We start from the raw sequence: 23,023 nt of genomic DNA on the forward strand, positions 1-23,023 counted from the left end.
GCCCCCGCCCGATCCATGCCATTGATGCAGAATAGGCCCACCCCGTTACCATTCCGTAAAATGCCATCGATTTCTGTCTCAGAGTCGCAATCCGGTCACGCCCGACCTTCTCTCTTGCCCGTGCGGCAAGCTCTTGGCGAAGCCCGGATAACGGCGCTCAACTTTTCGGGATCATGTGCCCCTTAACACGGGGACCTTTTTGCCTACATAATGGGTCCGAAGAGCTGCTTCGGTTCCTCCCAGAAATGCCGCTATGAATATGACACGTTCCACCAGCCATTCGCCGTCTGACCGTCCCGCCAAAGGCTTCGAGCTGCCCCTCGGAAAGCTTGTGGGCGGCCCGAAGGACGATGATGGCGGACGTAAGGGAGACGGCGGAAACAGCTTCGAGACCGGGACCGTCACAAAAACTCGTCCCAAAACCAAACGGCCGAACCTTTATCGGGTTCTGCTGCTCAACGACGACTACACGCCGATGGAATTCGTCGTTCTGGTCCTGCAGGACGTCTTCAACAAATCACGCGAAGACGCCATGCAGATCATGCTGCACGTTCACCAGAAGGGGGTCGGTGAGTGCGGCGTATATCCATACGAGGTTGCCGAAACCAAGGTGACCCGCGTCATGGATACGGCACGCAAGAACCAGCATCCGCTGCAATGCGTGATGGAAAAGCAATAGGAACATCATATGCCCTCATTCTCTCGCGGACTCGAAAAGGCTCTGCATCAGGCGATGAACCTGGCGCGCGAGCGGAACCATGAGTTCGCAACGCTTGAGCACCTCTTGCTGGCCCTGACCGACGACCGCGAAACGATCGCCGTGCTCAATGGCTGCGATGTCGATATCGACGCGCTCAAGAGCGATCTTGAAGACTTCATCAATGAGGAACTGGACAGCCTTGTCGTCCAGAACGGCCAGGATGCGCGCCCGACAGCCGCATTCCAGCGCGTTATCCAGCGCGCCGTTATCCACGTCCAATCATCCGGCCGCGAGGAAGTGACCGGCGCCAACGTGCTAGTCGCGATTTTCGCCGAGCGCGAGAGCCATGCCGCCTATTTCCTCGAACAGCAGGACATGAGCCGGCTCGACGCTGTCAACTTCATCTCCCACGGAATCACCAAGTCCGGCCCCGCCGAAGACCGCAAGGTCCGCGGCACCGAAGAAGGTGAAGGCAATGGGGAAGGTGGCGCTGCCGAAGGCAAGAAGAGTTCGGCCCTGGCCGATTTCTGCGTCAACCTCAACGAGAAGGCCCGCGCCGGCAAGATCGATCCCCTGATCGGTCGCGACAGCGAACTGCGCCGCACCATCCAGGTGCTCTGCCGCCGTTCCAAGAACAACCCGCTCTATGTGGGTGACGCTGGCGTCGGCAAGACCGCCATCGCCGAGGGCCTCGCCCGCAAGATCATCGAAGGCGACGTGCCCGAAGTGCTCAAGGAAGCGGTCATCTACGCCCTCGACATGGGCTCGCTCCTTGCCGGCACCCGCTACCGTGGTGACTTCGAAGAACGTCTGAAGTCCGTCATGAAGGAACTCGAGAAGATGCCGAATGCGGTGCTCTTCATCGACGAGATCCACACCATGATCGGCGCCGGCGCCACTTCCGGTGGCGCGCTCGACGCATCGAATCTCCTGAAGCCCGCCCTGGCATCAGGCGCGATCCGTTGCATCGGCTCGACCACCTACAAGGAATATCGCCAGTTCTTCGAAAAGGACCGTGCCCTCGTCCGTCGCTTCCAGAAGATCGACGTCAACGAGCCGACCGTTCCGGATGCCATCGAGATCGTGAAGGGCCTGCGCCCTTACTTCGAGGAATTCCACAAGATCAAGTACACGGACGAAGCCCTCAAGGCCGCCGTGGAACTGAGCGCGCGCTACATCAATGATCGGAAGCTCCCCGACAAGGCCATCGACGTGATCGACGAAACCGGCGCCGGTCAGATGCTTCTGCCGGAAGACCAGCGCAAGAAGATCATCGATGTCGAAGACATCGAAGCCACGGTCGCGACCATCGCCCGCATCCCGCCAAAGTCGGTGTCCAAGTCAGATGCCGAACTGCTCTCGGGTCTCGAACAGAGCCTCAAGACGGTCGTCTTCGGTCAGGATCAGGCGATCACCGCGCTCTCCTCGGCCATCAAGCTCGCCCGTGCGGGCCTGCGCGAACCGGAAAAGCCGATCGGCTCCTATCTCTTCACCGGCCCGACCGGTGTGGGTAAGACCGAAGTGGCCAAGCAGCTCGCCGATACCCTCGGCGTTGAACTGCTCCGCTTCGACATGTCCGAATATATGGAACGCCACACGGTTTCGCGCCTCATCGGTGCGCCTCCGGGCTATGTCGGCTTCGACCAGGGCGGCCTTCTCACCGACGGTGTCGACCAGCACCCGCATTGCGTCGTGCTGCTCGACGAAATCGAAAAGGCCCATCCGGACCTCTACAACATCCTGTTGCAGGTCATGGACCACGGCAAGCTCACGGACCACAATGGCAAGTCGGTCGACTTCCGCAATGTGATCCTGATCATGACGTCAAACGTTGGTGCATCCGAACTCGCTCGCGCGCCCATCGGCTTCGGCCGCAAGCGCGAGCAGGGGGACGACGAAGAGGCTGTTAACCGCACCTTCTCGCCCGAGTTCCGCAACCGCCTCGACGCCATCATCTCGTTCGCGCCGCTCCCGCGCGAAGTGGTGCGCCGCGTGGTCGAAAAGTTCGTGCTGCAGCTCGAAGGCCAGTTGGCCGAGCGCGGCGTCACGATCAACCTGACCCCGGAAGCCGCCGATTGGCTGGCCGAACACGGCTATGACGAACGCATGGGCGCGCGCCCCCTCGGCCGCGTGATCCAGGAATACGTCAAGAAGCCGCTGGCCGACCAAGTGCTCTTCGGCGAACTCGTCAACGGCGGCAACGTCACCGTTGCCGTGGTTGGCGAAGGCACGGAAGCCAAGCTCGAACTGATCGCGGTCCCCCCGCGCCCAGCCAAGCCCAAGGCCCTCCCGAAGCCCAAAAAGCCCAAGGCCACGGCCGACAAGAACAGCTAAGCCAAAAGGCCGGGAGCGATCCCGGCCTTTTTCTTACCCACTCTCTGTCACCGGGCGCAGCGCCGGGTGAGGGGCGTTGCGCGCAAATGCCCCACCACCCCACGGTGTCATCCCCGCGAAAGCGGGGATCTCTGTTTCCTCGGACACGCCCCCCTCGATCGTCACCACCGGGCTCGTCCCGGTGGTCCACGCCGCCGCACGCTGGATGGTGGCTCCCCTGAATCATCCGCTTGCTATCACTTTTCCCTTTTCCACCACCCCTCGTAACGCAAGCCTCCCATCCACACCCACGCCTTGCCCCGACTGCCTCCGCCCCCTAAACCATCCAAGCCGAAAAGACGTCGCCGGTTGGTATCCCGGCCCCGCATCCGCGGTTTCGACGCTTCCGCGTCCCACAGGCACCATACCTTCAACCCTGAAGATGGTGCTGACCGGGACTTTTCTCCGTCAGCCTCTTCACCGACGGAACCTCAATGCCCAAGAAAACCCTCTTCCTCGCCCAGCTCTTCATCACCTTCGGCATGGCCTTCTCCATGTCCGGCATCATGGGCTTCATCTCCGTCGGCCCCGATTTCCTCTCCCATTGGCCGCTGAGCTTCATCACCGCCTGGCCCATCGCCTTCATCATGACCCAGGTCGTCACACCGCTCGCCTTCAAGCTGGCGCACACCATCGCACCCGCCCCGCGCGCCTGACACGTCACCCCGGCGAAAGCCGGGGCCCATCCTGAGATGACCAGGCCTTGTCATCAAACCTCTACAGCACCACGATATCGGCTAGTTCCCTCCTGCCGCCGATCACCCCGTGCCCGTCACCCTCCGCTATCTCATCGTCCTCGCCATCGGCCAGAATATCGGTTGGGGCACCGTCGGCCTCCTCGCTGTCCTCGGCAGCACCATGGCTGCCGATCTCGACATGCCGCAGCCGGTCATCTTCGCCGGCACGTCCGTCTTCTACGTTACGATGGGCCTCTGCGCCCCGCTCCTCGGCTCCGCCTTCATCCGCTTTGGCGCCCGCACTCTGCTCGCCGCCGGCTCCCTTATGTCCGCGCTCGGCTTCATCCTTCTCGCGGCCAGCCACGGCACCATTCCCTATTTTCTCGCCTGGGCCATCCTGGGCCTCGCGGGCTCGGCCTCCCTCTCGACCGCCTCTCACATCGCCCTCAACGAGGCCCTCGGCGCTCGCGCCAAAAACGCCATCGGCCTCCTTATGCTGGCCTCCGGCCTTTCCGGCACCATCTTCTGGCCCACCACGGCCTATCTCGCCGGCCTCACCGACTGGCGCACGATCTGCCTGATCTTCGCAGCTCTTCTGCTCTTCGCCGCCGCCCTCTACGCCCTAGGCCTGCCGCACCCTCAAACCGCCGCCGCCCCTCCGGCCAAAACCATCGAACCCGCAGCGGCCCCAGCACAAACCACGTTCTATCTCGTCGCGGCAGCCATCGCCCTCAACGCCTTCGTCACCTTCGGCTTCTCCGCCATCCTGATCGAGCTGCTGAAAAGCCTCGGCGTACAACCAGACCTCGCCGTTGGCCTGGCCTCATCCCTCGGCATAATTCAGGTCGCCGCCCGGGCCCTCGATCTTCTCGGCGGCACCCGCTGGGACGGCCTCTCCACGGCCCTCGTCGCCGCGCCGGCCCTTGTCCTGTCGCTGATCCTGCTGCTGGTCTTCGGCACCTCATGGGGCGGCGTCGTCAGCTTCATCGTGGTCTACGGCATCGGCGCCGGTGCCCTGGCCGTCGCCCGCGCCACAATGCCACTCGTCTTTTACGACAAGGCCGAATACGCCCGCGCCCTGACGCGCATCGCTCTGCCGCTCAACCTGATCTCCGCCGCCGCGCCTCCAGCGCTCATCGCGCTGCTAGACGGCATCGGTCCTCAAGCTGTTCTCATCGCTTCGTTAATTTGTTCAGGTCTGGCGCTGGGGCTTCTAGTTCTGCTCAACCAGCGTCGACCGACCTAGATCGCCCCGATCGGCAGCGCCGAAACCACCGTGCCCACCTGCTGCCCCGGATCGAACTCCGGCTGCACAATCAGCGCATCTGCTGCCGCCAGCGACGATGTATGCCCGCTATCCGTCTCATTGATTGGCAACAACCCGGTAACGCCATCGCGCACCAAAACCCGTGCCCGCATAAAATGCCGCCGCGCCGTATTGGGTGGCGTCGACCCCAGCAGCGGCAAGCGCAGCGGCTCCAAATCCGCCAATCCCAGCCAATGCCGCAGCGCCGGCTTCACAAAGAGCTCCGCCGTCACCATGGCCGAAACCGGATTGCCCGGCAGCCCGAACACCAGCGTCTTGCCCCGCGTGCCGAACATCAGCGGCTTGCCCGGCCGCATATTGATCCGCCAGAAATCCAGCGTTACCCCATGATCCAGCAGCGCCGCCTGCACGAGATCATGCTCGCCAACGCTCGCCCCACCTGTGGTCACCACCACATCAGGCTCGCTGGCAAAAATCCGCTCCAGCACCGCATCGAGATCTTCGCGTCTATCCCGCGCAATCCCGAAATCGGTCACCACCTCGGCAAAGGGCGCCAAGGCCGCTGCCAGTCCAACGCTATTGGAAGCAACAATCTGGTCCGGCCCCAATGCCGTCCCCGGCAGCACCAGCTCATCACCCGTCGCCAGCAGCGCAATCTTTGGCCGCCGAGCAACCGTCACAGTTCCCGCATTTGCCGCCGCGGCGACCGCCACCTGAAACGCCCCCAGCCGCGTCCCGCGCTCGAGGATCGTCCGGCCAACCGCAAAATCATAACCCTGCGGCCGCACGCTATGACCCAGCCGGGCAGGGGCCGTGAAGCGAACAAGATCCCCGTTCCGCTCCGCCTCTTCCTGCATGATGACGGTATCGGCACCCTCCGGTACCGGCGCGCCGGTAAAAATCCGCACCGCCTCGCCGACGCCGACCGCGCCGGCAAAACCCGCGCCCGCCTGCGACATGCCGATAATTTTGAGCCAGACACCCTCGGCCACGTCGGCCGCCCGCATGGCATAGCCATCCATGGCGCTGGCATTGAACGGCGGCTGGTCATGGCTCGCCACCACCGGCTCGGCCAACACGCGCCCCGCCGCCTCGGCCAGTGCAACACTCTCGCCGACCACATCCGGCACCCGTGCCAGAATGCGATTCAACGCTTCATCAACCGGAAGCAGGCTCATGATTCTCTTCGATAATCGCCCGATTTGCCGCCCGATTTCTCGATGAGGCAAATGTCTGAAATCACCATGGCCCGGTCGAGCGCCTTGGCCATGTCGTAAAGCGTGAGGGCCGCGGTCGTCGCCGCCGTCAGCGCCTCCATCTCGACGCCGGTCTGCCCGGTCGTCTCGGCAACAGTCCGAATGAGAATGGTGGTCTCATTCTCGCCCTCGATCTCCACGCTCACCTTGGTCAGCGGAATCGGATGGCAAAGCGGAATAATATCGCTGGTCTTCTTGGCGCCCATGATCCCGGCAACGCGCGCCACAGCCAGCGCATCACCCTTCTTGAGCCCGCCACCGAGAATGGTGGCAATCGTCTCTGCCTCGCCGCTCAGCCGCGCCTGCGCCACTGCCCGCCGCCGCGTGATCGCCTTCTCGCCGATATCGACGATATGCGCCTCGCCCTTGGCATCGAGATGGGTCAGGCGCCGCTCGCTCATCAGCGCACCGTCTCGGGCACGCCCTGCAACAGCGCCCGCGTCGCCGCCACCACATCGTCCTGCCGCATCAAGCTCTCACCCACGAGGAAGGTGCCGATTCCGGCCTTCTCATCGAGCATGCGAACATGGTCATGATTGACGATGCCGCTCTCGCTCACCAGCAGCACATTGCTGGGCACGCCCACGGCGAGCTGCACCGAAGTGTCCAGCGTCGTCTCAAACGTCCTGAGATTGCGGTTATTGATGCCGATGAATTTTGAATCCAGCGCCAGCGCCCGATCCAGCTCGAGCTGGTCGTGTACTTCCACCAGCGCATCCATGCCCCATTCTTCCGAAGCATCGAGCAGATAGCGCGCCACGTCGTCGCCGACCGCCGCCAGAATGATCAGAATGCAGTCCGCCCCCCAGGAGCGCGCTTCCGCCACCTGATAGGTCTCGAACAAGAAGTCCTTGCGCAGCACCGGCAGCTTCGTCGCCGCCCGCGCCTCGATCAGATAGCTCGGCGAACCCTGAAAGCTCGGCCGATCCGTCAACACGGACAAACAGTCCGCCCCAGCCGTCTCATAGTCCCGCGCAATCTGCGCCGGATTGAAATCGGCCCGAATGAGCCCCTTGGACGGGCTAGCCTTCTTTACCTCGGCGATCAGGCCATATTGCCCCTTCGCCCTTTTGTCCTTCAGCGCCTTCAGAAAACCGCGCGGCTTGGGCTGGTCATGCGCCTGGGCGACGACTTCCGCCCATGGCCGCATCGACTTTGCCGCCGCGATTTCCTCGCGCTTGTAGGCTTCGATCTGTTTGAGAATGTCGGTCATGCATTCTGTCCGTTGGAAACGGCCACGAGCTTGGCCAGGGTCTGTTTCGCCGCGCCACTGTCGATGGCTTCCTTCGCCATGGCAACGCCTGATTTGAGATCGTCCGCCTTGTCGGCCACGATCAGCGCTGCAGCGGCATTGAGCAGCACGATATCGCGATAAGCGCCCTCGGCGCCATCAAACAGCGCATGGATCGCCGCCGCATTCTCCTCGGGCGTGCCGCCGAGAATATCCTTCAATTCGTGCCTTTTCAGCCCCGCCTGTTCCGGCGTCACTTCAAAACTGCGCAAGTCACCATCGGCAATCTGCGCCACAAAGCTCGGCCCAGTCACGGTAAGCTCATCGAGTCCATCGCTGCCATGCATCACCCAGGCTTTTACCGCCCGGTTCGCGAGCAGCGCCGCCGCCACCGGCTCCACCCACTGCTCGGAATAAACCCCAAGCACGTAGCGCCGCACGCTCGCGGGATTGGACTGTGGCCCCAGCAAGTTGAACATCGTCCGTACGCCGAGTTCAGCGCGGGCAGGGCCCACATATTTCATCGCCGGATGATGCGAAGGGGCAAACATGAAGCCGATCCCGGCCTGCCTGATGCATTCGCCAATCTGCGCCGGCGTCAGATCGAGTTTTACCCCCAGCGCCTCAAGCGCCTGCGACGAACCCGATTTGGACGACAGCGCCCGATTGCCATGCTTGGCCACCGGCACACCCGTTGCCGCCACCACGAACGAAGCCGCCGTCGAAATATTCAGCGTGCCGACGCCGTCGCCGCCCGTGCCGACGATATCGACGGCATCCTCGGGCGCATCCACCGGCACCATCTTTTCGCGCATGATCGAAACCGCGGCGGCAATCTCGCCCACGCTTTCGCCCTTGATGCGCATGCCCATGAGGAAAGCACCGAGCTGCGCCGGCGTCGCTTCCCCCTCCATGATCAGCCGCATCACCGAGCGCATTTCCTCGCCCGCGAGATCTCGCCCTTCGGAAATCTTGTGCAGAGCCTGCTTGATATCCATCACGCCGCCCTCTGCCCGTTGAAGTCATGAGCAATGTTCAGAAAATTCTGCAGCAGCGCATGACCATTTTCCGAGGCAATGCTTTCCGGATGGAACTGCACCCCGTGCAGCGGCAGCGTCTTGTGCTGCATGCCCATGATCAGCCCATCATCGGTCGTCGCCGTCACCTCAAGCACATCCGGCAGCGTCTCGGCCTTGACGATCAGCGAGTGGTACCGCGTCGCCTCAAAACCCGCATTCAGCCCCCGGAAAATACCCTTTCCGGTATGGTTGATCTTGCTGGTCTTGCCATGCACCAGATGCGGTGCGCGAATGACATCGCCGCCCAGCGCCTGGCCCATGGCCTGATGCCCCAGGCACACGCCCAGCATCGGAATCTGCCCCTTGAACCGATCGATCACGGCAAGGCAAATCCCCGCCTCGGTCGGCGTGCACGGCCCGGGCGACAGCACGATCGCCTCCGGCGCCATGGCGGCTATTTCTTCAAGGGTAATCTTGTCATTCCGGCGCACGGTGATCTTGGCGCCGAGCTCGCCCAGGAAATGGACGAGGTTGTAGGTAAAACTGTCGTAGTTATCGATGACGAGGGTTTTTGTCATTTTGGGGCCTTCTCCAATCCACGGTGTCATTCCCGCGAAAGCGGGAATCTCTGTTTCAGAGCTGACCCCGCCATCGATTGGAGATCCCCGCTTTCGCGGGGATGACGCCGAGTGCTTCCACACTCACCGTGTCATTCCCGCGAAAGCGGGAATCCCTTGCTTCAAAACACACAAAACTCACTGTCCCACTCCCGCTTCGCCGGCATAGCGTAGCGCTTCTTCTGCCGCGCTGAAAAGGGCACGCGCCTTGTTCTCGCATTCGAGCTGTTCCAGCTCGCGCTGACTATCGGCCACGATCCCGGCGCCCGACTGCACGTAAAGTTTGCCGTCTTTCACGATGCCGGTGCGCAGCACGATACAGGTATCCATGGTCCCATCGGCACCAAAGTACCCGACGCAACCGCCATAAATCCCGCGCCGCGACTTTTCGAGTTCGTCGATGATCTCCATCGCCCGCACCTTCGGCGCCCCGGAAACCGTACCCGCCGGGAACCCTGCCGACAGCGCATCCACAAAGTCATATTGCGGATCGAGCTTGCCAACCACGTTCGAGACGATGTGCATCACGTGCGAATAGTATTCGAGGAAGAACTTGTCGGTGACCTTCACCGAACCCGTCTCCGCCACGCGACCCACATCATTGCGCCCGAGGTCCAGCAGCATCAGATGCTCAGCCAATTCCTTCGGATCGCTCAGCAGCTCCGCCGCCAATTCCTGATCCCGCGTCGGCGTCGCGCCACGCTTTCGCGTCCCGGCGATCGGCCGAATGGTCACTTCGCCATTCTGCACCCGCACCAGAATTTCCGGGCTCGACCCGGCCACGGCAAAATCCCCGAAATCGAGGAAATACATATATGGCGAGGGATTGGTCCGGCGCAGCGCCCGATAGAGCGCCGTCGGCGGCAACGTGAAATCAGCCGAAAACCGCTGGCTCAACACCACCTGAAAGATATCGCCGGCCGCGATATAGTCCTTAGCCCGCGCCACCATCTCGAAATATTCGTCGCGAGACGTATTGCTGGTCACCTCGATGGATTCGAGATCGGGCAGGGCAGGGGTGGCCGGCAGCGCCCGCCCAAGCCGGGCAATCGCATCATCGATCCGCGCTTCCGCCGCTTCCAGCGCCTGCCGCGCCGAAACGCCAGCTTTCACGTAGACGGGTGCCGTCAGATAAAGCTCGTCCTTGACCGTATCGAAAATCGCCAGCAGCGACGGCCGCATCAGCACAGCTTCCGGCGTCTTGAGATCGTCCGGATTGCTGTTGGGCAGCACTTCCATGTAGCGGACCATCTCATAGCCGAGATAGCCATAAATCCCGGCCGATTGCGGCGGCAGCCCCGGCGGCACTTCGATCTGGCTTTCCGCCACCAGCCCCCGCAGCGCGTCGAGCGGCTTTGCCTCCATCACCTCAAAGGCATCTGGGTCAAGCTGCGCCTGCCGGTTGACACTCGCCGTGCCGTCCTCGACCCGAACGATCAGGTCAGGCAAGAGCCCGATGATCGAATAGCGCCCACGCGTCGTCCCGTCCTGCACGCTTTCCAGCAGGAACGAATGGGTCCGTTCCTGCGCTAGCTTGAGATAGGTCCCGATGGGCGTTTCGAGATCGGCCACGATGCGACGCCAGACGATCTGCGATTTGCCGGCTTCATATTGCTCTGCAAAACGCGTGGAAAAATCGTCGCCCATCGTGGTCTCTACGGTTGGTGGTAAAGCGGCTCGGTTCTATTGGCCGAAGTTGAGAGTTAGCAGTTGCTGCAGCGCCTGCTGGTTGATCCTCAGGCCTGCATCATCACGCACAGCACCGACGAAGTCGCCATAGACCCCGTTCTTGGCTTCGTTCTGCAGGTTATCGGCTGCCGCGGTTTCGAGCGGTTCGGTCGGCACGGTGTTTTCCACCACCTCGAAGACGATGAATTCGCCCGTGCTGCTCACCACCGAGCCCTTGTGCTCCGGTCCGCCATTGAACGCGGCCTGCGCAATGACGCTATCGATGCTGCCATCATCCGAGCCGAAGCGCGAGAAGGGCGGCGAAAGCTGCGGGAAGAGGTTGAGCGTCAGCGCCAGGTCGGCCAGCGTCGAACCGCCCTTGAGCTGCCCGACGATTTCTTCGCTCTTGGCGAGCAGCGCATTATTGGTCCGCTCGGCAATCAGCGTCGCGGTCAGGTCTTCGCGCACTTCGTCCAGCGTCTGGTCGCGCGCCGGCAGCACTTCGACGAGATCGAAGAAAACATGCGCATTGCCGCTCAGCGGAATCGACGGCGTCAGCTGGCCAGCGGTCGCCTTGAAAATGGCCTGGCTCACCTTGGTGCGCTCTTCGGCCTGCAGGTTCGGCAGGATTTCCAGCTGCGTGCCGCCCGAGGTCACGTCGGCCTCATAGAGATCGAGCCCAAAACGCTCGGCAATTTCCGTCAGCGGCCGGAAGGCTGCGCGGAGTTCTTCGATCTGGTCGAGAATGTCGTTGATTTCGTTGCGAGCCGCAGCCATCGACAGCGAGGTCACGATCTGCTCGCGCGCTTCTTCCAGCGTCGGCTGGCCGGCTGCCTCGATCGCGGCAACGTGCACGGCACGCTTGCCGGTCACCCCGTCGATCAGCGTCACACCACCTTGCGCAAGGCCAAAGGCAGCAGTTGCAAGTGCCGTGTCGGTCACCTGCGCCTGGGTCAGTGTGCCAAGGCTCGTCGCCGTAAGGCCGTTTTCGGTCAGCAGCGTCGCAAAATCCTTGCCCTCAGCAAGGCCAGCCTCGAAAGCGGTCTGCTGCTCCGCATTGAGCACGACCTGCTCGATGGTGCGCTTTTCCGGCGTCGTCAGCGTTGCCTTGATGCGTTCATATTCGGCGACAATCGCGTCTTCTTCGATCGTCTTGGTCGCTGCGAGCGAGGCCAGCGACAGGTCCAGCATCTGCACCTTGCGCGTTTCCACCGTGCGATACTCGGCCTGGTGCTCGGTGAGGTAAGCCGTCAGCTCTTCCTCGGTCGGGGCAGCCGGCGTCTCGATATTGGCATCGGTCAGCGTGATATAGTCGATGGTGCGCTGCGTACCGGCATAGTCGTTGATCAGGCCCTGGGCCACGTCGGGCAGGGTCTTTTCGGCAAAGAGCGCCGAGATCAGCTGCTCGCGCTTGGCTTCATTGCCGCGCGTCTCGAAATATTCGGACTCCGTCCAGCCGCTGGCCTGCAGAACCTGCGTAAAGATCGCCGGATCGAAATTGCCCAGCGTTCCCTGGAAGGACGGGTCGGCGCGCAGCATCTCGCCCAGCTTTGCGTCAGAAACGCCAAGCCCGAGCTGGTTGGCGAGCACATTCATCGCCTCGCCCTGCGAAATGTTCATCAGCACATAGGTCGGCAGACCCATGGCCTCGGCTTCAGCCACGGTCGGCACGCGGCCGATCTGGTTGGCGAGGTTGTTCGCCTGGGTCTGATAGGCCCGCAAGAATTCGCGAGAGGTAATTTCCTGGTCGCCTACGCGTGCCACGGTATTGCTGCCGAGATCGGTGATCACGTTGTTGATACCGAAGCCGGCCACACCCACTAGCAGAAATGCCCCCAGGATTTTCCCCGGCCAGGATTTTGCAAAGCTACGCAAACCATCGAGCATTTCGAACGTTCCAGTTTGGGGTCTGAGGCTTTACCCGAAGGGTCACCTGAGACTAGTAAGACTTTCCGACAGCCGGGGTTAGGGCAAAGCCCACTTTGGCGCAAGAGGCAGGAGTATCTAGATTGACCACCATCTCACCGCTGATCGCCGGCAATTGGAAGATGAACGGGGTGTCCCAGTCGCTCGACGAGCTGACTGAACTGGCCCATTTGCTCACGACTGGCGAGGCTCCACGCGCTGTTGTCGTCATCTGCCCGCCGGCGACCCTCGTTGCCGCCGTCGCGGCGCAGGGTGCATCGAGCGGTATCATGGCCGGTGGCCAGGATTGCCACGCCAATGCATCCGGCGCCCATACCGGCGACATTTCCGCCTATATGCTGGCTGATGCTGGCGCCCAGTTCGTCATCGTTGGCCATTCCGAGCGCCGCGCCGATCATGGCGAAACCGATGATCAGGTTCGCTCCAAGGCCGAAGCTGCCATCGGCGCTGGTTTGAAGCCGATCATCTGTGTTGGCGAAACCGAAGCCCAGCGCGATGCAGGCCAGGCCGAATCCGTCGTCGCCGCCCAGCTCGCCGCCTCCATTCCCGATGGTGCCGGCCAGCACGAAGTCATCATCGCCTATGAACCCATCTGGGCCATCGGCACCGGCCGCACCCCCAGCAATGACGACATCGCCCAGATGCATGCCAGCATCCGCGCCCGCCTCGTCGAGCGCTTCGGTCCGCGCGGCCAGGAATTCCGCATTCTTTATGGTGGTTCGCTCAAACCCGTGAACGCGCGCGAAATTCTCGCGGTCGAAAACGTCAATGGCGGGCTCGTCGGTGGTGCCAGCCTCTTGGCAAAAGACTTTTACACCATTATCTCGGCGGTATGACCGGACGGCATAGGCGGTTGTCGCGAATTTCGCGGCAACGGTCTGGCCTTTGCCGTTTTAGGCGTGTATGACGCCGCATCCTTTCTGACTGACGCGAAGACCAAGACCTCATGGCGAACGTCCTTATTGTTGTCTATCTGCTGATCGTTGTGGCCCTTATCGGCGTCATCCTGATCCAGCGCTCCGAAGGCGGCGCGCTTGGCATCGGCGGTGGTGGCGGCGGCGGCCTCATGACGGCGCGTGGTTCGGCAAATCTTCTGACCCGCACCACGGCAATCCTGGCAACCCTGTTCTTCGCCACGGCCATTGGCCTGACCATTCTCAATGAGTTTGATCGCGGCACGTCGAGCATTCTCGATAGCGCCACGACCACCAATGAAGATGGTACGGCTCCGTCGAACGTTCTTGATGCGCTGAACGCGCTTCAGGGCGACTCGACCTCTGATCTTCCGGTTCCGGCCGACGCTCAGGCTCCTGCTACGACGCCCGCTCCGGCTACAACTCCTGCGGCTCCCGCGCCGACCAGCGACCTGCCGGTCCCCGCGGCAACCCCGGAAGCTTCGCCCGCGGCTCCGGAAGCTTCCTCTGAAGCGACCCCGGAAGCTTCTTCCGAAGCGACCCCGGAGGCTCCGGCCCCAGCGACTGGTACGCAAACGCCGGCTACGACAACCGGTAACTAAAGCGCCGAAAGGCGACCGCCGAAAAAGGGGATGGAAACATCCCCTTCTTCTTTTTGTGTGGACCGCATCATGCGGCTCTGCGAATCGTTCATGATGTGCTTATGGTGATCGCCCATGGCTCGGTACGTTTTTATCACCGGAGGCGTGGTTTCCTCCCTTGGCAAAGGTTTGGCTTCAGCGGCACTTGGCGCTGTGCTGCAGGCGCGCGGCTATAAGGTCCGCCTGAGGAAGCTCGACCCCTATCTCAATGTGGACCCCGGCACGATGTCGCCGACCCAGCACGGCGAGGTCTTCGTGACCGACGACGGCGCTGAGACCGACCTCGACCTCGGCCACTACGAGCGCTTCACTGGCCGCGCGGCCAACAAGCGCGACAACATCACTTCGGGCCGCATCTATTCCGACCTGCTCAGCAAAGAGCGCAAGGGCGAATTCCTCGGCGCGACCGTGCAGGTCATTCCGCACGTCACCGACTCGATCAAGAATTTCGTCCTCGAAGGCAATGAGGACTACGATTTCGTCCTCGTCGAAATCGGCGGCACGGTCGGCGACATCGAAGGCCTCCCGTTCTTCGAAGCCATCCGCCAGCTCGGCAACGAACTGCCGCGCAATCACGCCGCTTATCTCCATCTCACCCTCATGCCGTACATTCCCTCGGCCGGTGAGTTGAAGACCAAGCCGACCCAGCACTCGGTCAAGGAGCTTCGCTCCATCGGCATCGCCCCCGACGTGCTTCTGGTCCGCTGCGATCGTCCGATTCCGGAAGGCGAAAAGAAGAAGCTCTCGCTCTTCTGCAACGTCCGCGAATCCGCCGTCATCCAGGGTCTCGACGTCGCCTCGATCTACGATGTGCCCGTCGCCTATCACAATGAAGGCCTCGACCGCGAAATCCTCGCGGCTCTCGGCATCACCGATGCGCCCGAGCCGGATATGTCCGCCTGGGACGAAGTCTCCCGCCGCTATCACAACCCCGAAGGCGAAGTGAACATCGCCATCGTCGGCAAATATACCGGCCTCAAGGACGCTTATAAGTCGCTCTCGGAAGCCCTGACCCATGGCGGTATCGCCAACAAGGTCAAGGTCAACCTGCAGTGGATCGACTCGGAAGTCTTTGAACGCGACGATCCGGCCCCGTATCTCGAACACGTCCACGGCATCCTTGTGCCCGGCGGCTTCGGCGAGCGTGGCTCTGCCGGCAAGATCGAAGCTGCTCGCTTCGCCCGCGTCAAAGACGTGCCCTATTTCGGCATTTGCTTCGGCATGCAAATGGCCTGCATCGAGGCCGCGCGGAACACCGCCGGCATCAAGGCCGCATCCTCCACCGAATTCGGTCCCACCAAGGAGCCGATCGTTGGCATGATGACCGAATGGGTCAAGGGCAACGAAACCGAAACCCGCGACTCCTCCGGCAATCTCGGCGGCACCCTGCGCCTCGGCGCCTATCCCGCCCAGCTCACCCGCGGTTCCCGCGTTGCCGACATCTACGGCTCGACCCGCATTTCGGAACGCCATCGTCACCGCTACGAAGTGAACATGGACTACCGGAAGCTCCTCGAAAAGAACGGCCTCCTGTTCTCCGGCGTCTCGCCCGATGGCAAGCTGCCCGAAATCGTCGAACGCACCGACCACCCGTGGTTCATCGGCGTCCAGTTCCACCCGGAACTGAAATCCAAGCCGTTCGAACCCCATCCGCTGTTCACGAGCTTCATCGCAGCAGCAATGGACCAGAGCCGCTTGGTCTGATGCAAAAAGAAAGGGGGCACAACTCGCGCCCCCTCCCATCCATCGTCATTGCCGGGCTCGTCCCGGCAATCCATCTCGCCTCCGCATGGACCACCGGGACAAGCCCGGTGGTGACGGCAGAGGTAAGTCCTACGCCGGAATGAACTTCGCAGCATTCTCCGCCACATAAGCCGCCAGCGTCCGCGGCTTCTTCCCCGTCAGCTTCTCCACCGCATCCGTGGTCGCCGCCGTCCAGCCCTCGCGCACCGGATAGAAGATCGCCGCCAGCATCTGCGCATAGTCCTGCGTCAGGCCCGCCGAAACGAGGGCAGGGACGAACTCCGCGTCATCGACCGACCGATAGGCAACATTCCGCCCCGCTGCCTTGGAAATCAGCGCTGCCGCCTCGCCATAGCTCAGCGCCTCCGGCCCCGTCAGCGCAAAAGCCTGCCCATCGAACTTGTCCGTCGTCAGTGCCACCGCAGCCGCCGCGGCAATATCCCGGCTATCGATAAAACTCGACTTGCCTTCGCCCGCCGGCACGCGGATTTCACCGGCCAGCACATCGTGGCCCCAATAGCTCTCAAAATTGTCCGAGAACCAGTTCGGCCGCAGGATCACATAGGGCACGCCCGACTTTTCGAGCCGCAGTTCCACCTGCCGGAACGGGATATTGTCGTCCGCCTCGACCCCGATGGCTGTCTGCAACACCACTTTCACCCCGCGCTCCGCCGCCGCATCCACCACCGGCGCCAGCAGCCGCACATGATCCGCCTCGCCAGCGGGCGCCAGCACGAACAGCCGATCCACACCCTCCAGCGCCGGCCCCAGCGTTTCCGGCTTGTCGAGATCGACCAGCACCGCCTTGGCCCCGGAAACCGAAACCTTCTCCGGCCGCCGCGTCCCCACGCGCACCGTCTCGCCCTTTGCCAGCAGTTCCTGTACCAGCGCCGCGCCGACATTGCCGGTCCCGCCGATCACCAAAATCTCTTTGCTCATTTGCACTCTCCACATTGCAGCTAGTACCCAAGAGAAACTAGCTAGTGAAATTGCACTTAAACCATTTCTGGAAAGCTGGTAAGAAGGCACTACCGGGTGATAAGGTCACCGCACGGAAACTTGGTGCCGCCATGAAAATCCCAAACGTCTACGAAAAGGATTGTCCCACGCGGCTGGTCCTCGACCACATCGCCGACAAGTGGACCGCGCTGATCCTCTGGAAACTTGTCGATGGCCCGCTGCGCTTCAACCAGATCCGTCGCATCGTCGAAGGCATCTCGCAAAAGATGCTGTCCCAAACCCTGAAACAGCTCGAGCGCGATGGCCTCGTCTCCCGCCGCGCCTTCGCCACAGTGCCGGTTACTGTGGAATATTCCGTCACGCCCCTGGGCCACAGCCTCGCCGAAAAAATGGCTGCTGTTTCCCTCTGGGCGCAGGACAATATCGATAGCGTCCTCACGGCCCAGGCAAACTATGATGCCGGAGTCGGCGAGAACGCCTAGGAGCGCCAAAATGGGTGAAGTCATCTCCCTGTCGAAAGCCCGAAAAGCCAAGGCCCGCACCGAAAAGGAAGCGGCGGCCGAAGCCAACCGCCAAAAATTCGGCCGCACCAAAGGCGAAAAGCTGAAAGACGCGGTCGAAAAGATCAGCGCCGAAAAGCACCTGGACGGCCACAAGCTCGACGAGTAGCCCCAGCGCTATCGGACCCACCGGCCGTCATCCTCGGGCTTGACCCGAGGACACTTCACTTAGCGATGGCAAGGCAAGTGCAAAGCCCTCGGGTCGAGCCCGAGGGTGACGATCCCTAATGATCGTAAGCCCTCCGCCAAAACCCCTTGCCCTCAACCGTACTCTGCGGTACTCCCCAACCCAATCGTTGGCTATGGCGCGGACTATCGGGATGGAGGCGCGCTATCTCCGCGCCCAATTGTCAAACCATCCCGGACTACCATGACCATCGCATCAGCATCGTCCCCGGCGGCCGCGCCGAGGAATTCCGCCCGCCGCGTTCTCGCTGCGAGCATGATCGGCACCACGATCGAATTCTTCGATTTTTACATCTACGCCACCGCCGCGGTGATCGTCTTCCCGCATCTCTTCTTCCCCTCGACCGACGAAAACTCGGCGCTGCTCTCCTCGCTCGCCACCTTCGCCATCGCCTTCCTGGCGCGCCCCATCGGTGCCGCCTTCTTCGGCCATTTCGGTGACAAGGTCGGCCGCAAGGCAACGCTCGTCGCCGCGCTCCTCACCATGGGCATTTCCACCGTCCTCATCGGCGCGCTCCCGACCTATGAGCAGATCGGCATTTTCGCCCCGCTGCTGCTGGCGCTGTGCCGCCTGGGGCAGGGCCTTGGTCTGGGCGGTGAATGGGGCGGCGCTGTCCTCCTCGCCACTGAAAACGCCCCCGAAGGCAAGCGCGCCTGGTACGGCATGTTCCCCCAGCTCGGTGCTCCCGTCGGCTTCTTCTTCGCCACCACCATCTTCCTGGTCCTCGCCCATTTCCTCGGCGATGAGGCCTTCATGTCCTGGGGCTGGCGCGTGCCGTTCCTTGCCAGCGCAGTGCTGGTCATTTTCGGCCTCTTCATCCGCCTGAAAATCACTGAAACCCCGGAATTCGCCAAGGCCGTGGAAAAGTCCGAGCGCGTCGAAGTCCCATTCTTCGACGTCTTCAAGAGCCACAAGCTGAGCCTGCTTTTGGGCACCATGGCCGCTCTGGCCACCTTCGTGCTGTTCTACATCATGACAGTCTTCTCGCTCAGCTACGGCACGGGCACCCTCGGCTATAGCCGCGAAGAATTCCTCATCCTGCAGATGGTCGGCGTCCTCGCCTTCGGCCTCTTCATTCCCGTCGCCGCCGTCCTTGCCGACCGCTTTGGCATGCGCAAGGTGATGATCGGCGTCTCCATCGGCATCGCCCTCTTCGGCCTCATCCTCGCCCCGCTCCTCGGCTCGGGCAATGTCGTCGGCGTCCTCGGCTTCCTCTGCATCGGCTTCGCCCTCATGGGCATGACCTACGGCCCACTGGGCACCGCGCTCGCCGCGCCATTCCCCACGGCCGTCCGCTACACCGGCGCCTCGCTGACTTTTAATCTGGGTGGCATCTTCGGCGCATCTTTCGCGCCCTATATCGCCACCTGGCTCGCCAGCACCTACGGCCTACACACCGTCGGCTACTACATGATCATCGCTGCTGTGATCACGCTCGTCGCCTTCGGCTTCATCCGCCAGACTTCGGAATAGGGCCACCCATCGCGCGTCATCCTCGGGCTCGACCCGAGGACACTTCACTTAGCGAACGTGCAGCAAGCATAAGGCCCTCGGGTCAAGCCCGAGGGTGACGTTCGAGAAGATCACAATTCCCCCTCCATCGTCATTGCCGGGCTTGTCCCGGCAATCCATCTCTCCTCCGCTGGGGACCACCGGGATAAGCCCGGTGGTGACGATCAGCTGGGATGCAGGGCGTGGACAGGCTACCCCGCCACCTCCTCCAAAAACCGCGCCCGAAACTCACTCGGACTGATCCCCACCTTCCGCCGAAAATGATGCCGAAGCGTGTGCGCACTTCCAAAGCCCACTGCAGCCGCCACATCCTCCATCCCCGGATCGCCCTGGGTAAGAAGCCTCTTGGCCTCGCCAACCCGCTCATCAGCCAGCCAATCCCCCGGCGATTGCCCCGTCGCCTCGGCAAACCGCCGCAGAAAAGTACGCAGGCTCATCCCCATCTCATCGGCCATCCGCGCCACGGTCCAATCGGCCTCAAGACTCCCACGAACCTCCTCCAGCAACGGCCCGATCTCCGTGCCCTCGCGCACGCCCACCGGCCGCTCCAGAAACTGCGCCTGTCCTCCCGCCCTATGCGCCGGCATCACCAGCCGCCGCGCCACCGAATTGGCCGCCGCCGCCCCAAAATCCTGCCGCACGACCTCAATGAGCAGATCGATCCCCGCCGCACTCCCCGCCGAAGTATGGATCCGGTCATGGATGCGATAGAGCGAAGCATCATCCACCAAAATATCCGGATACCGCTCCCGCAGCTTTTCAGCGTAGCGCCAATGCGTCGTCGCCGTCCCGCCAGCCAGCAAGCCCGTCGCCGCCAGCACAAACGCCCCCGAACATATCGAAGCCAGCCGCGCCCCCCGCGCATGCGCCGCCCTCAGATGCTTCGCCAGCGCCTCGGGCACGGGTGCATCCGCACCCTTCCACCCCGGCACGACAATGATATCCGCCTCGGCCAAAATCTCCGGCCCATGATCGGCCACCACAGTCAGCCCGCCATGCGCCCGCATCGGCCCTTCATCCACGGCACAACTGGCAAACCGATACCACCCGGTTCCCATTTCCGGCCGCGACAGCCCAAAAATCTCGGCCACGATGCCGAATTCAAACGTGCAAAGCCCATCGTAGAGCAGGGCGACAACAAGGGGACCGGTCAAGTTTGGCATGATATCTATGCATATTGTCATTCACGCCAATTCTCAACGGGGCAGGGCGCACCTATCCAAGAGGGCGAAGGAGAACCACATGCCCACTTCCGTCGCCGCCACCCCCGCCGCCCCCAGCGTCCTCGCCCGCGAACACTTTGCCGCCCAGTTCGCTTTCGAAACCGATTGCTGGGACGTCCACGACGCCCTTTCGAAAGGCCCGGACTTCGTCCTCCTCGACGTCCGCAGCCCCGCCATGTTCGCCCGTGGCCACGTCCCCGGCGCCATCAACCTGCCGCACGGCAAGATCATCCGCTCGAAGATGGAGCAGTACCCCGCCGACACGCTCTTCGTGACCTACTGCGCCGGCCCCCACTGCAACGGCGCCGCCCGCGGCGCCCTGCGCCTCGCGGAACTGGGACGCCCGGTAAAGATCATGGCCGGCGGCATCACCGGCTGGATCGACGAGGGTTTTGAATTGGAAATGAGCGAGGAGGTGGCGGCCTAGTCACCACCAGCGCTTAAACAACCGCCGCGCGCACAAATCTCTCCCCTCCATCGTCATTGCCGGGCTCGTCCCGGCAATCCATCTCGCCTCAGCATGGACCACCGGGACGAGCCCGGTGGTGGCGATAATTGAGAAATCACAACGCGCTTTTCTCTCCGTTTTCTCGGTGTCATCCCCGCGAAAGCGGGGACCTCCGTTTCGAAACAGGGGTTCCCGCTTTCGCGGGAATGACATCGAGCATGGAGATAAAACGTAACTCCGACCTTACCAATCCACCTGACAAACCACCCCATCCGGCCCAAACTGCATGCTGTCCGGCGTGTATTCAAAAATCTCCAGCTTCACCCCACTCGGATCCGCCAGCCAGGCCTGCCAGGTATGATCCACCCCCAGCTTCTTCTCCGTAATCGCCACACCATGCGATTTCACATGCGCAATGAACCCATCAAGATCATCCGTCTCAAAACAGATGTGGTTGATCTGGTTCGTCTCCTCAAAGCGCGACTCGCCCTTGAGAAACACCTCAACAAACGTCCGATTGCCGAAATCGAGATAAAACCCGATCCGCTTGTCGCCCCGCTTGAAGTCGAATTTCGGCTTGATGCCGATCACATCGCGATAAAACGCCTCCACGGCGTCGAGATCCCTGGCGAAGACACAGGTATGGGCGACCTGTTTGACGAGCGGCATGTTGATTCCTCCGTTTTTTGTAACGTTACAGTTCTCGATCGTGCCGCGAAACGGGGCAGGGGCGAGAAAATTTCGCTTCGCCTCTTTCCCTTGTCACAAGCGCAGTCTAGGAGAAGCCGAATAGCCTCGAAACACCGCAGGGAAAGGCCGAAAATGTCTTCAATTATCCACGTCCAGGGTCGCCAGGTTTACGATAGCCGCGGCAACCCCACCGTCGAAGTCGATGTGGTCCTGGATGACGGCAGTTTTGGCCGCGCCGCCGTTCCCTCGGGCGCTTCCACCGGCGCCCATGAAGCTGTCGAACTGCGCGATGGCGGCAAGAAGTACAACGGCAAGGGCGTCACCCAGGCCGTCGAAAACGTCAACACCGCCATTTTCGAAGAAATCCAGGGCATGGATGCCCTCGATCAGCTCGGCGTCGATCAGGCCATGATCGATCTCGATGGCACCCCGAACAAGTCGCGCCTCGGCGCCAACGCCATTCTCGGCGTCTCGCTCGCCGTCGCCAAGGCCGCTGCCGAGTCGAGCGAACTGCCGCTCTATCGCTATGTCGGTGGCCCCAACGCGCACGTCCTGCCCGTCCCGATGATGAACATCATCAACGGCGGCGAGCATGCCGATAACCCGATCGACATGCAGGAATTCATGATCCTGCCCGCCGGCGCCGAAAATCTTGCCGATGCCGTCCGCATCGGTTCGGAAATCTTCCACACTCTGAAGAAGGGTCTCTCCGCCGAAGGCCACAACACCAATGTTGGCGACGAAGGCGGCTTCGCCCCGAACCTCGGCTCGGCCGATGAAGCCCTCGGCTTCATCATGCGCTCCATCGAAAAGGCCGGCTACAAGCCGGGCGAGGATATCTTCCTCGGCCTCGATTGTGCCGCCACCGAATATTTCAAGAACGGCAAGTACGAGATGGTCGGCGAGGGCAAGTCGCTCTCTTCCGAAGAAAACGTAAAGTTCCTGGCCGATCTCGCCGCCCGCTACCCGATCATCACCATCGAAGACGGCATGGCTGAAGACGATTGGGACGGCTGGAAGGCCCTCACCGACGCCATCGGCAAGAAGGTGCAGCTCGTCGGCGACGATCTCTTCGTCACCAACACCCAGCGCCTCGTCTCGGGCATCAAGATGGGCACCGCCAACTCGATCCTCGTCAAGGTCAACCAGATCGGCTCGCTCTCTGAAACCCTCAACGCCGTCGATACCGCGCACCGCGCCGGCTACACCTCGGTCATGTCGCACCGCTCGGGCGAAACCGAAGACTCGACTATTGCCGACCTCGCCGTCGCGCTCAACTGCGGTCAGATCAAGACCGGCTCGCTCTCGCGCTCCGATCGTCTGGCCAAGTACAACCAGCTGATCCGCATCGAAGAACAGCTCGGCTCTTCGGCCAAATACGCCGGCTACTCGGTCGTCAAGGGCCGCTAAG

Annotated in this window: 22 protein-coding genes; 12 read left to right on the top strand and 10 right to left on the bottom strand. The window is 62.2% G+C overall.

Annotated elements, in window-relative coordinates:
- Positions 1 to 259: 259 nt before the first annotated feature.
- From clpS to ACSQ2A_RS05995, 4 genes are all read left to right on the top strand, one after another.
- On the top strand, positions 260 to 679 hold the full coding sequence (gene clpS / locus ACSQ2A_RS05980; RefSeq protein WP_436071636.1) for an ATP-dependent Clp protease adapter ClpS: 420 nt from the start codon (positions 260 to 262) through the stop codon (positions 677 to 679).
- Between the two features lie 9 nt (positions 680 to 688).
- Positions 689 to 3,034 carry an ATP-dependent Clp protease ATP-binding subunit ClpA gene (gene clpA / locus ACSQ2A_RS05985; RefSeq protein WP_436071451.1) on the top strand — a complete coding sequence of 782 codons (2,346 nt, stop codon included), beginning with the start codon at positions 689 to 691 and terminating at the stop codon, positions 3,032 to 3,034.
- Positions 3,035 to 3,507: 473 nt separating this feature from the next.
- Positions 3,508 to 3,729: a DUF2798 domain-containing protein gene (locus tag ACSQ2A_RS05990; RefSeq protein ID WP_436071452.1), complete on the top strand. Its 222-nt coding sequence runs from the start codon at positions 3,508 to 3,510 to the stop codon at positions 3,727 to 3,729.
- A gap of 109 nt (positions 3,730 to 3,838) precedes the next feature.
- A complete protein-coding gene (locus ACSQ2A_RS05995) occupies positions 3,839 to 4,996 on the top strand; it encodes an MFS transporter (protein WP_436071453.1) in 1,158 nt (385 codons plus the stop codon).
- On the opposite strand, the gene ACSQ2A_RS06000 is transcribed toward ACSQ2A_RS05995, so the two are convergent.
- The 7 genes from ACSQ2A_RS06000 to ACSQ2A_RS06030 form a co-directional block, all read right to left on the bottom strand.
- Positions 4,993 to 6,195, bottom strand: coding sequence for a molybdopterin molybdotransferase MoeA (locus ACSQ2A_RS06000; RefSeq protein WP_436071454.1), 1,203 nt, complete (start codon positions 6,193 to 6,195; stop codon positions 4,993 to 4,995). The genes ACSQ2A_RS05995 and ACSQ2A_RS06000 overlap by 4 nt on opposite strands.
- Positions 6,192 to 6,674: a cyclic pyranopterin monophosphate synthase MoaC gene (gene moaC, locus ACSQ2A_RS06005; RefSeq protein WP_436071455.1), complete on the bottom strand. Its 483-nt coding sequence runs from the start codon at positions 6,672 to 6,674 to the stop codon at positions 6,192 to 6,194. Before moaC ends, ACSQ2A_RS06000 begins: the two co-directional genes overlap by 4 nt.
- A complete protein-coding gene (gene trpC / locus ACSQ2A_RS06010; RefSeq protein ID WP_436071456.1) occupies positions 6,674 to 7,486 on the bottom strand; it encodes an indole-3-glycerol phosphate synthase TrpC in 813 nt (270 codons plus the stop codon). The genes moaC and trpC overlap by 1 nt, the downstream gene beginning before the upstream one ends.
- Positions 7,483 to 8,505: an anthranilate phosphoribosyltransferase gene (trpD, locus tag ACSQ2A_RS06015; protein ID WP_436071457.1), complete on the bottom strand. Its 1,023-nt coding sequence runs from the start codon at positions 8,503 to 8,505 to the stop codon at positions 7,483 to 7,485. Before trpD ends, trpC begins: the two co-directional genes overlap by 4 nt.
- The gene (locus ACSQ2A_RS06020) at positions 8,502 to 9,101 is read right to left on the bottom strand and encodes an anthranilate synthase component II (protein WP_436071458.1); all 600 of its coding nucleotides are present in this window, start codon (positions 9,099 to 9,101) and stop codon (positions 8,502 to 8,504) included. Before ACSQ2A_RS06020 ends, trpD begins: the two co-directional genes overlap by 4 nt.
- A gap of 177 nt (positions 9,102 to 9,278) precedes the next feature.
- Positions 9,279 to 10,787 (bottom strand): anthranilate synthase component I, encoded by a 1,509-nt coding sequence (trpE, locus tag ACSQ2A_RS06025; RefSeq protein WP_436071459.1) that lies wholly within the window; start codon positions 10,785 to 10,787, stop codon positions 9,279 to 9,281.
- 36 nt (positions 10,788 to 10,823) lie between these two features.
- A complete protein-coding gene (locus ACSQ2A_RS06030) occupies positions 10,824 to 12,695 on the bottom strand; it encodes a SurA N-terminal domain-containing protein (RefSeq protein ID WP_436071460.1) in 1,872 nt (623 codons plus the stop codon).
- Positions 12,696 to 12,817: 122 nt separating this feature from the next.
- Between ACSQ2A_RS06030 and tpiA the strand changes: the two genes are divergently transcribed.
- The 3 genes from tpiA to ACSQ2A_RS06045 all read left to right on the top strand — a co-directional run bounded on the left by tpiA (position 12,818) and on the right by ACSQ2A_RS06045 (position 15,993).
- Positions 12,818 to 13,570, top strand: coding sequence for a triose-phosphate isomerase (gene tpiA / locus ACSQ2A_RS06035; protein ID WP_295412226.1), 753 nt, complete (start codon positions 12,818 to 12,820; stop codon positions 13,568 to 13,570).
- Positions 13,571 to 13,680: 110 nt separating this feature from the next.
- Positions 13,681 to 14,250, top strand: coding sequence for a preprotein translocase subunit SecG (gene secG / locus ACSQ2A_RS06040; RefSeq protein WP_436071461.1), 570 nt, complete (start codon positions 13,681 to 13,683; stop codon positions 14,248 to 14,250).
- 114 nt (positions 14,251 to 14,364) lie between these two features.
- On the top strand, positions 14,365 to 15,993 hold the full coding sequence (locus ACSQ2A_RS06045; RefSeq protein ID WP_295412222.1) for a CTP synthase: 1,629 nt from the start codon (positions 14,365 to 14,367) through the stop codon (positions 15,991 to 15,993).
- A 129-nt stretch (positions 15,994 to 16,122) separates the two neighbouring features.
- Here the strand turns inward: ACSQ2A_RS06045 and ACSQ2A_RS06050 are convergent, their stop codons facing one another.
- The gene (locus tag ACSQ2A_RS06050; RefSeq protein WP_436071462.1) at positions 16,123 to 16,971 is read right to left on the bottom strand and encodes an SDR family oxidoreductase; all 849 of its coding nucleotides are present in this window, start codon (positions 16,969 to 16,971) and stop codon (positions 16,123 to 16,125) included.
- Between the two features lie 131 nt (positions 16,972 to 17,102).
- Here ACSQ2A_RS06050 and ACSQ2A_RS06055 point away from each other — a divergent pair, with 131 nt between their 5' ends.
- The 3 genes from ACSQ2A_RS06055 (at position 17,103) to ACSQ2A_RS06065 (ending at position 19,212) form a co-directional block, all read left to right on the top strand.
- Positions 17,103 to 17,474: a winged helix-turn-helix transcriptional regulator gene (locus tag ACSQ2A_RS06055; protein ID WP_436071463.1), complete on the top strand. Its 372-nt coding sequence runs from the start codon at positions 17,103 to 17,105 to the stop codon at positions 17,472 to 17,474.
- A gap of 10 nt (positions 17,475 to 17,484) precedes the next feature.
- Entirely contained in the window at positions 17,485 to 17,661 is a 177-nt protein-coding gene (locus tag ACSQ2A_RS06060; RefSeq protein ID WP_436071464.1) for a DUF4169 family protein, read from the top strand.
- 261 nt (positions 17,662 to 17,922) lie between these two features.
- Entirely contained in the window at positions 17,923 to 19,212 is a 1,290-nt protein-coding gene (locus ACSQ2A_RS06065; RefSeq protein WP_436071465.1) for an MFS transporter, read from the top strand.
- Between the two features lie 230 nt (positions 19,213 to 19,442).
- Here the strand turns inward: ACSQ2A_RS06065 and ftrA are convergent, their stop codons facing one another.
- Positions 19,443 to 20,414: a transcriptional regulator FtrA gene (gene ftrA / locus ACSQ2A_RS06070; protein ID WP_436071466.1), complete on the bottom strand. Its 972-nt coding sequence runs from the start codon at positions 20,412 to 20,414 to the stop codon at positions 19,443 to 19,445.
- A 79-nt stretch (positions 20,415 to 20,493) separates the two neighbouring features.
- Between ftrA and ACSQ2A_RS06075 the strand changes: the two genes are divergently transcribed.
- Positions 20,494 to 20,901: a rhodanese-like domain-containing protein gene (locus ACSQ2A_RS06075; RefSeq protein WP_436071467.1), complete on the top strand. Its 408-nt coding sequence runs from the start codon at positions 20,494 to 20,496 to the stop codon at positions 20,899 to 20,901.
- A gap of 264 nt (positions 20,902 to 21,165) precedes the next feature.
- Here ACSQ2A_RS06075 and ACSQ2A_RS06080 read toward each other — a convergent pair whose 3' ends face one another.
- Positions 21,166 to 21,591 carry a VOC family protein gene (locus tag ACSQ2A_RS06080; RefSeq protein WP_436071468.1) on the bottom strand — a complete coding sequence of 142 codons (426 nt, stop codon included), beginning with the start codon at positions 21,589 to 21,591 and terminating at the stop codon, positions 21,166 to 21,168.
- Positions 21,592 to 21,744: 153 nt separating this feature from the next.
- Here ACSQ2A_RS06080 and eno point away from each other — a divergent pair, with 153 nt between their 5' ends.
- Positions 21,745 to 23,022 (top strand): phosphopyruvate hydratase, encoded by a 1,278-nt coding sequence (gene eno / locus ACSQ2A_RS06085; protein ID WP_295412208.1) that lies wholly within the window; start codon positions 21,745 to 21,747, stop codon positions 23,020 to 23,022.
- Position 23,023: the final 1 nt, after the last annotated feature.

The organism is Devosia sp. LjRoot3 (genome assembly GCF_964252865.1).
In the GTDB taxonomy this organism is placed as follows: Bacteria; Pseudomonadota; Alphaproteobacteria; order Rhizobiales; family Devosiaceae; genus Devosia.

Bases quoted from the DNA above. Each gene is read 5' to 3' on its own strand.
- clpS (WP_436071636.1), top strand. From the start codon at position 260: ATGACACGTTCCACCAGCCATTCGCCGTCTGACCGTCCCGCCAAAGGC.
- clpA (WP_436071451.1), top strand. From the start codon at position 689: ATGCCCTCATTCTCTCGCGGACTCGAAAAGGCTCTGCATCAGGCGATG.
- ACSQ2A_RS05990 (WP_436071452.1), top strand. From the start codon at position 3,508: ATGCCCAAGAAAACCCTCTTCCTCGCCCAGCTCTTCATCACCTTCGGC.
- ACSQ2A_RS06000 (WP_436071454.1), bottom strand. From the start codon at position 6,195: ATGAGCCTGCTTCCGGTTGATGAAGCGTTGAATCGCATTCTGGCACGG.
- moaC (WP_436071455.1), bottom strand. From the start codon at position 6,674: ATGAGCGAGCGGCGCCTGACCCATCTCGATGCCAAGGGCGAGGCGCAT.
- trpC (WP_436071456.1), bottom strand. From the start codon at position 7,486: ATGACCGACATTCTCAAACAGATCGAAGCCTACAAGCGCGAGGAAATC.
- ACSQ2A_RS06020 (WP_436071458.1), bottom strand. From the start codon at position 9,101: ATGACAAAAACCCTCGTCATCGATAACTACGACAGTTTTACCTACAAC.
- trpE (WP_436071459.1), bottom strand. From the start codon at position 10,787: ATGGGCGACGATTTTTCCACGCGTTTTGCAGAGCAATATGAAGCCGGC.
- ACSQ2A_RS06030 (WP_436071460.1), bottom strand. From the start codon at position 12,695: ATGCTCGATGGTTTGCGTAGCTTTGCAAAATCCTGGCCGGGGAAAATC.
- secG (WP_436071461.1), top strand. From the start codon at position 13,681: ATGGCGAACGTCCTTATTGTTGTCTATCTGCTGATCGTTGTGGCCCTT.
- ACSQ2A_RS06045 (WP_295412222.1), top strand. From the start codon at position 14,365: ATGGCTCGGTACGTTTTTATCACCGGAGGCGTGGTTTCCTCCCTTGGC.
- ACSQ2A_RS06050 (WP_436071462.1), bottom strand. From the start codon at position 16,971: ATGAGCAAAGAGATTTTGGTGATCGGCGGGACCGGCAATGTCGGCGCG.
- ACSQ2A_RS06055 (WP_436071463.1), top strand. From the start codon at position 17,103: ATGAAAATCCCAAACGTCTACGAAAAGGATTGTCCCACGCGGCTGGTC.
- ACSQ2A_RS06060 (WP_436071464.1), top strand. From the start codon at position 17,485: ATGGGTGAAGTCATCTCCCTGTCGAAAGCCCGAAAAGCCAAGGCCCGC.
- ACSQ2A_RS06065 (WP_436071465.1), top strand. From the start codon at position 17,923: ATGACCATCGCATCAGCATCGTCCCCGGCGGCCGCGCCGAGGAATTCC.
- ftrA (WP_436071466.1), bottom strand. From the start codon at position 20,414: ATGCCAAACTTGACCGGTCCCCTTGTTGTCGCCCTGCTCTACGATGGG.
- ACSQ2A_RS06075 (WP_436071467.1), top strand. From the start codon at position 20,494: ATGCCCACTTCCGTCGCCGCCACCCCCGCCGCCCCCAGCGTCCTCGCC.
- ACSQ2A_RS06080 (WP_436071468.1), bottom strand. From the start codon at position 21,591: ATGCCGCTCGTCAAACAGGTCGCCCATACCTGTGTCTTCGCCAGGGAT.
- eno (WP_295412208.1), top strand. From the start codon at position 21,745: ATGTCTTCAATTATCCACGTCCAGGGTCGCCAGGTTTACGATAGCCGC.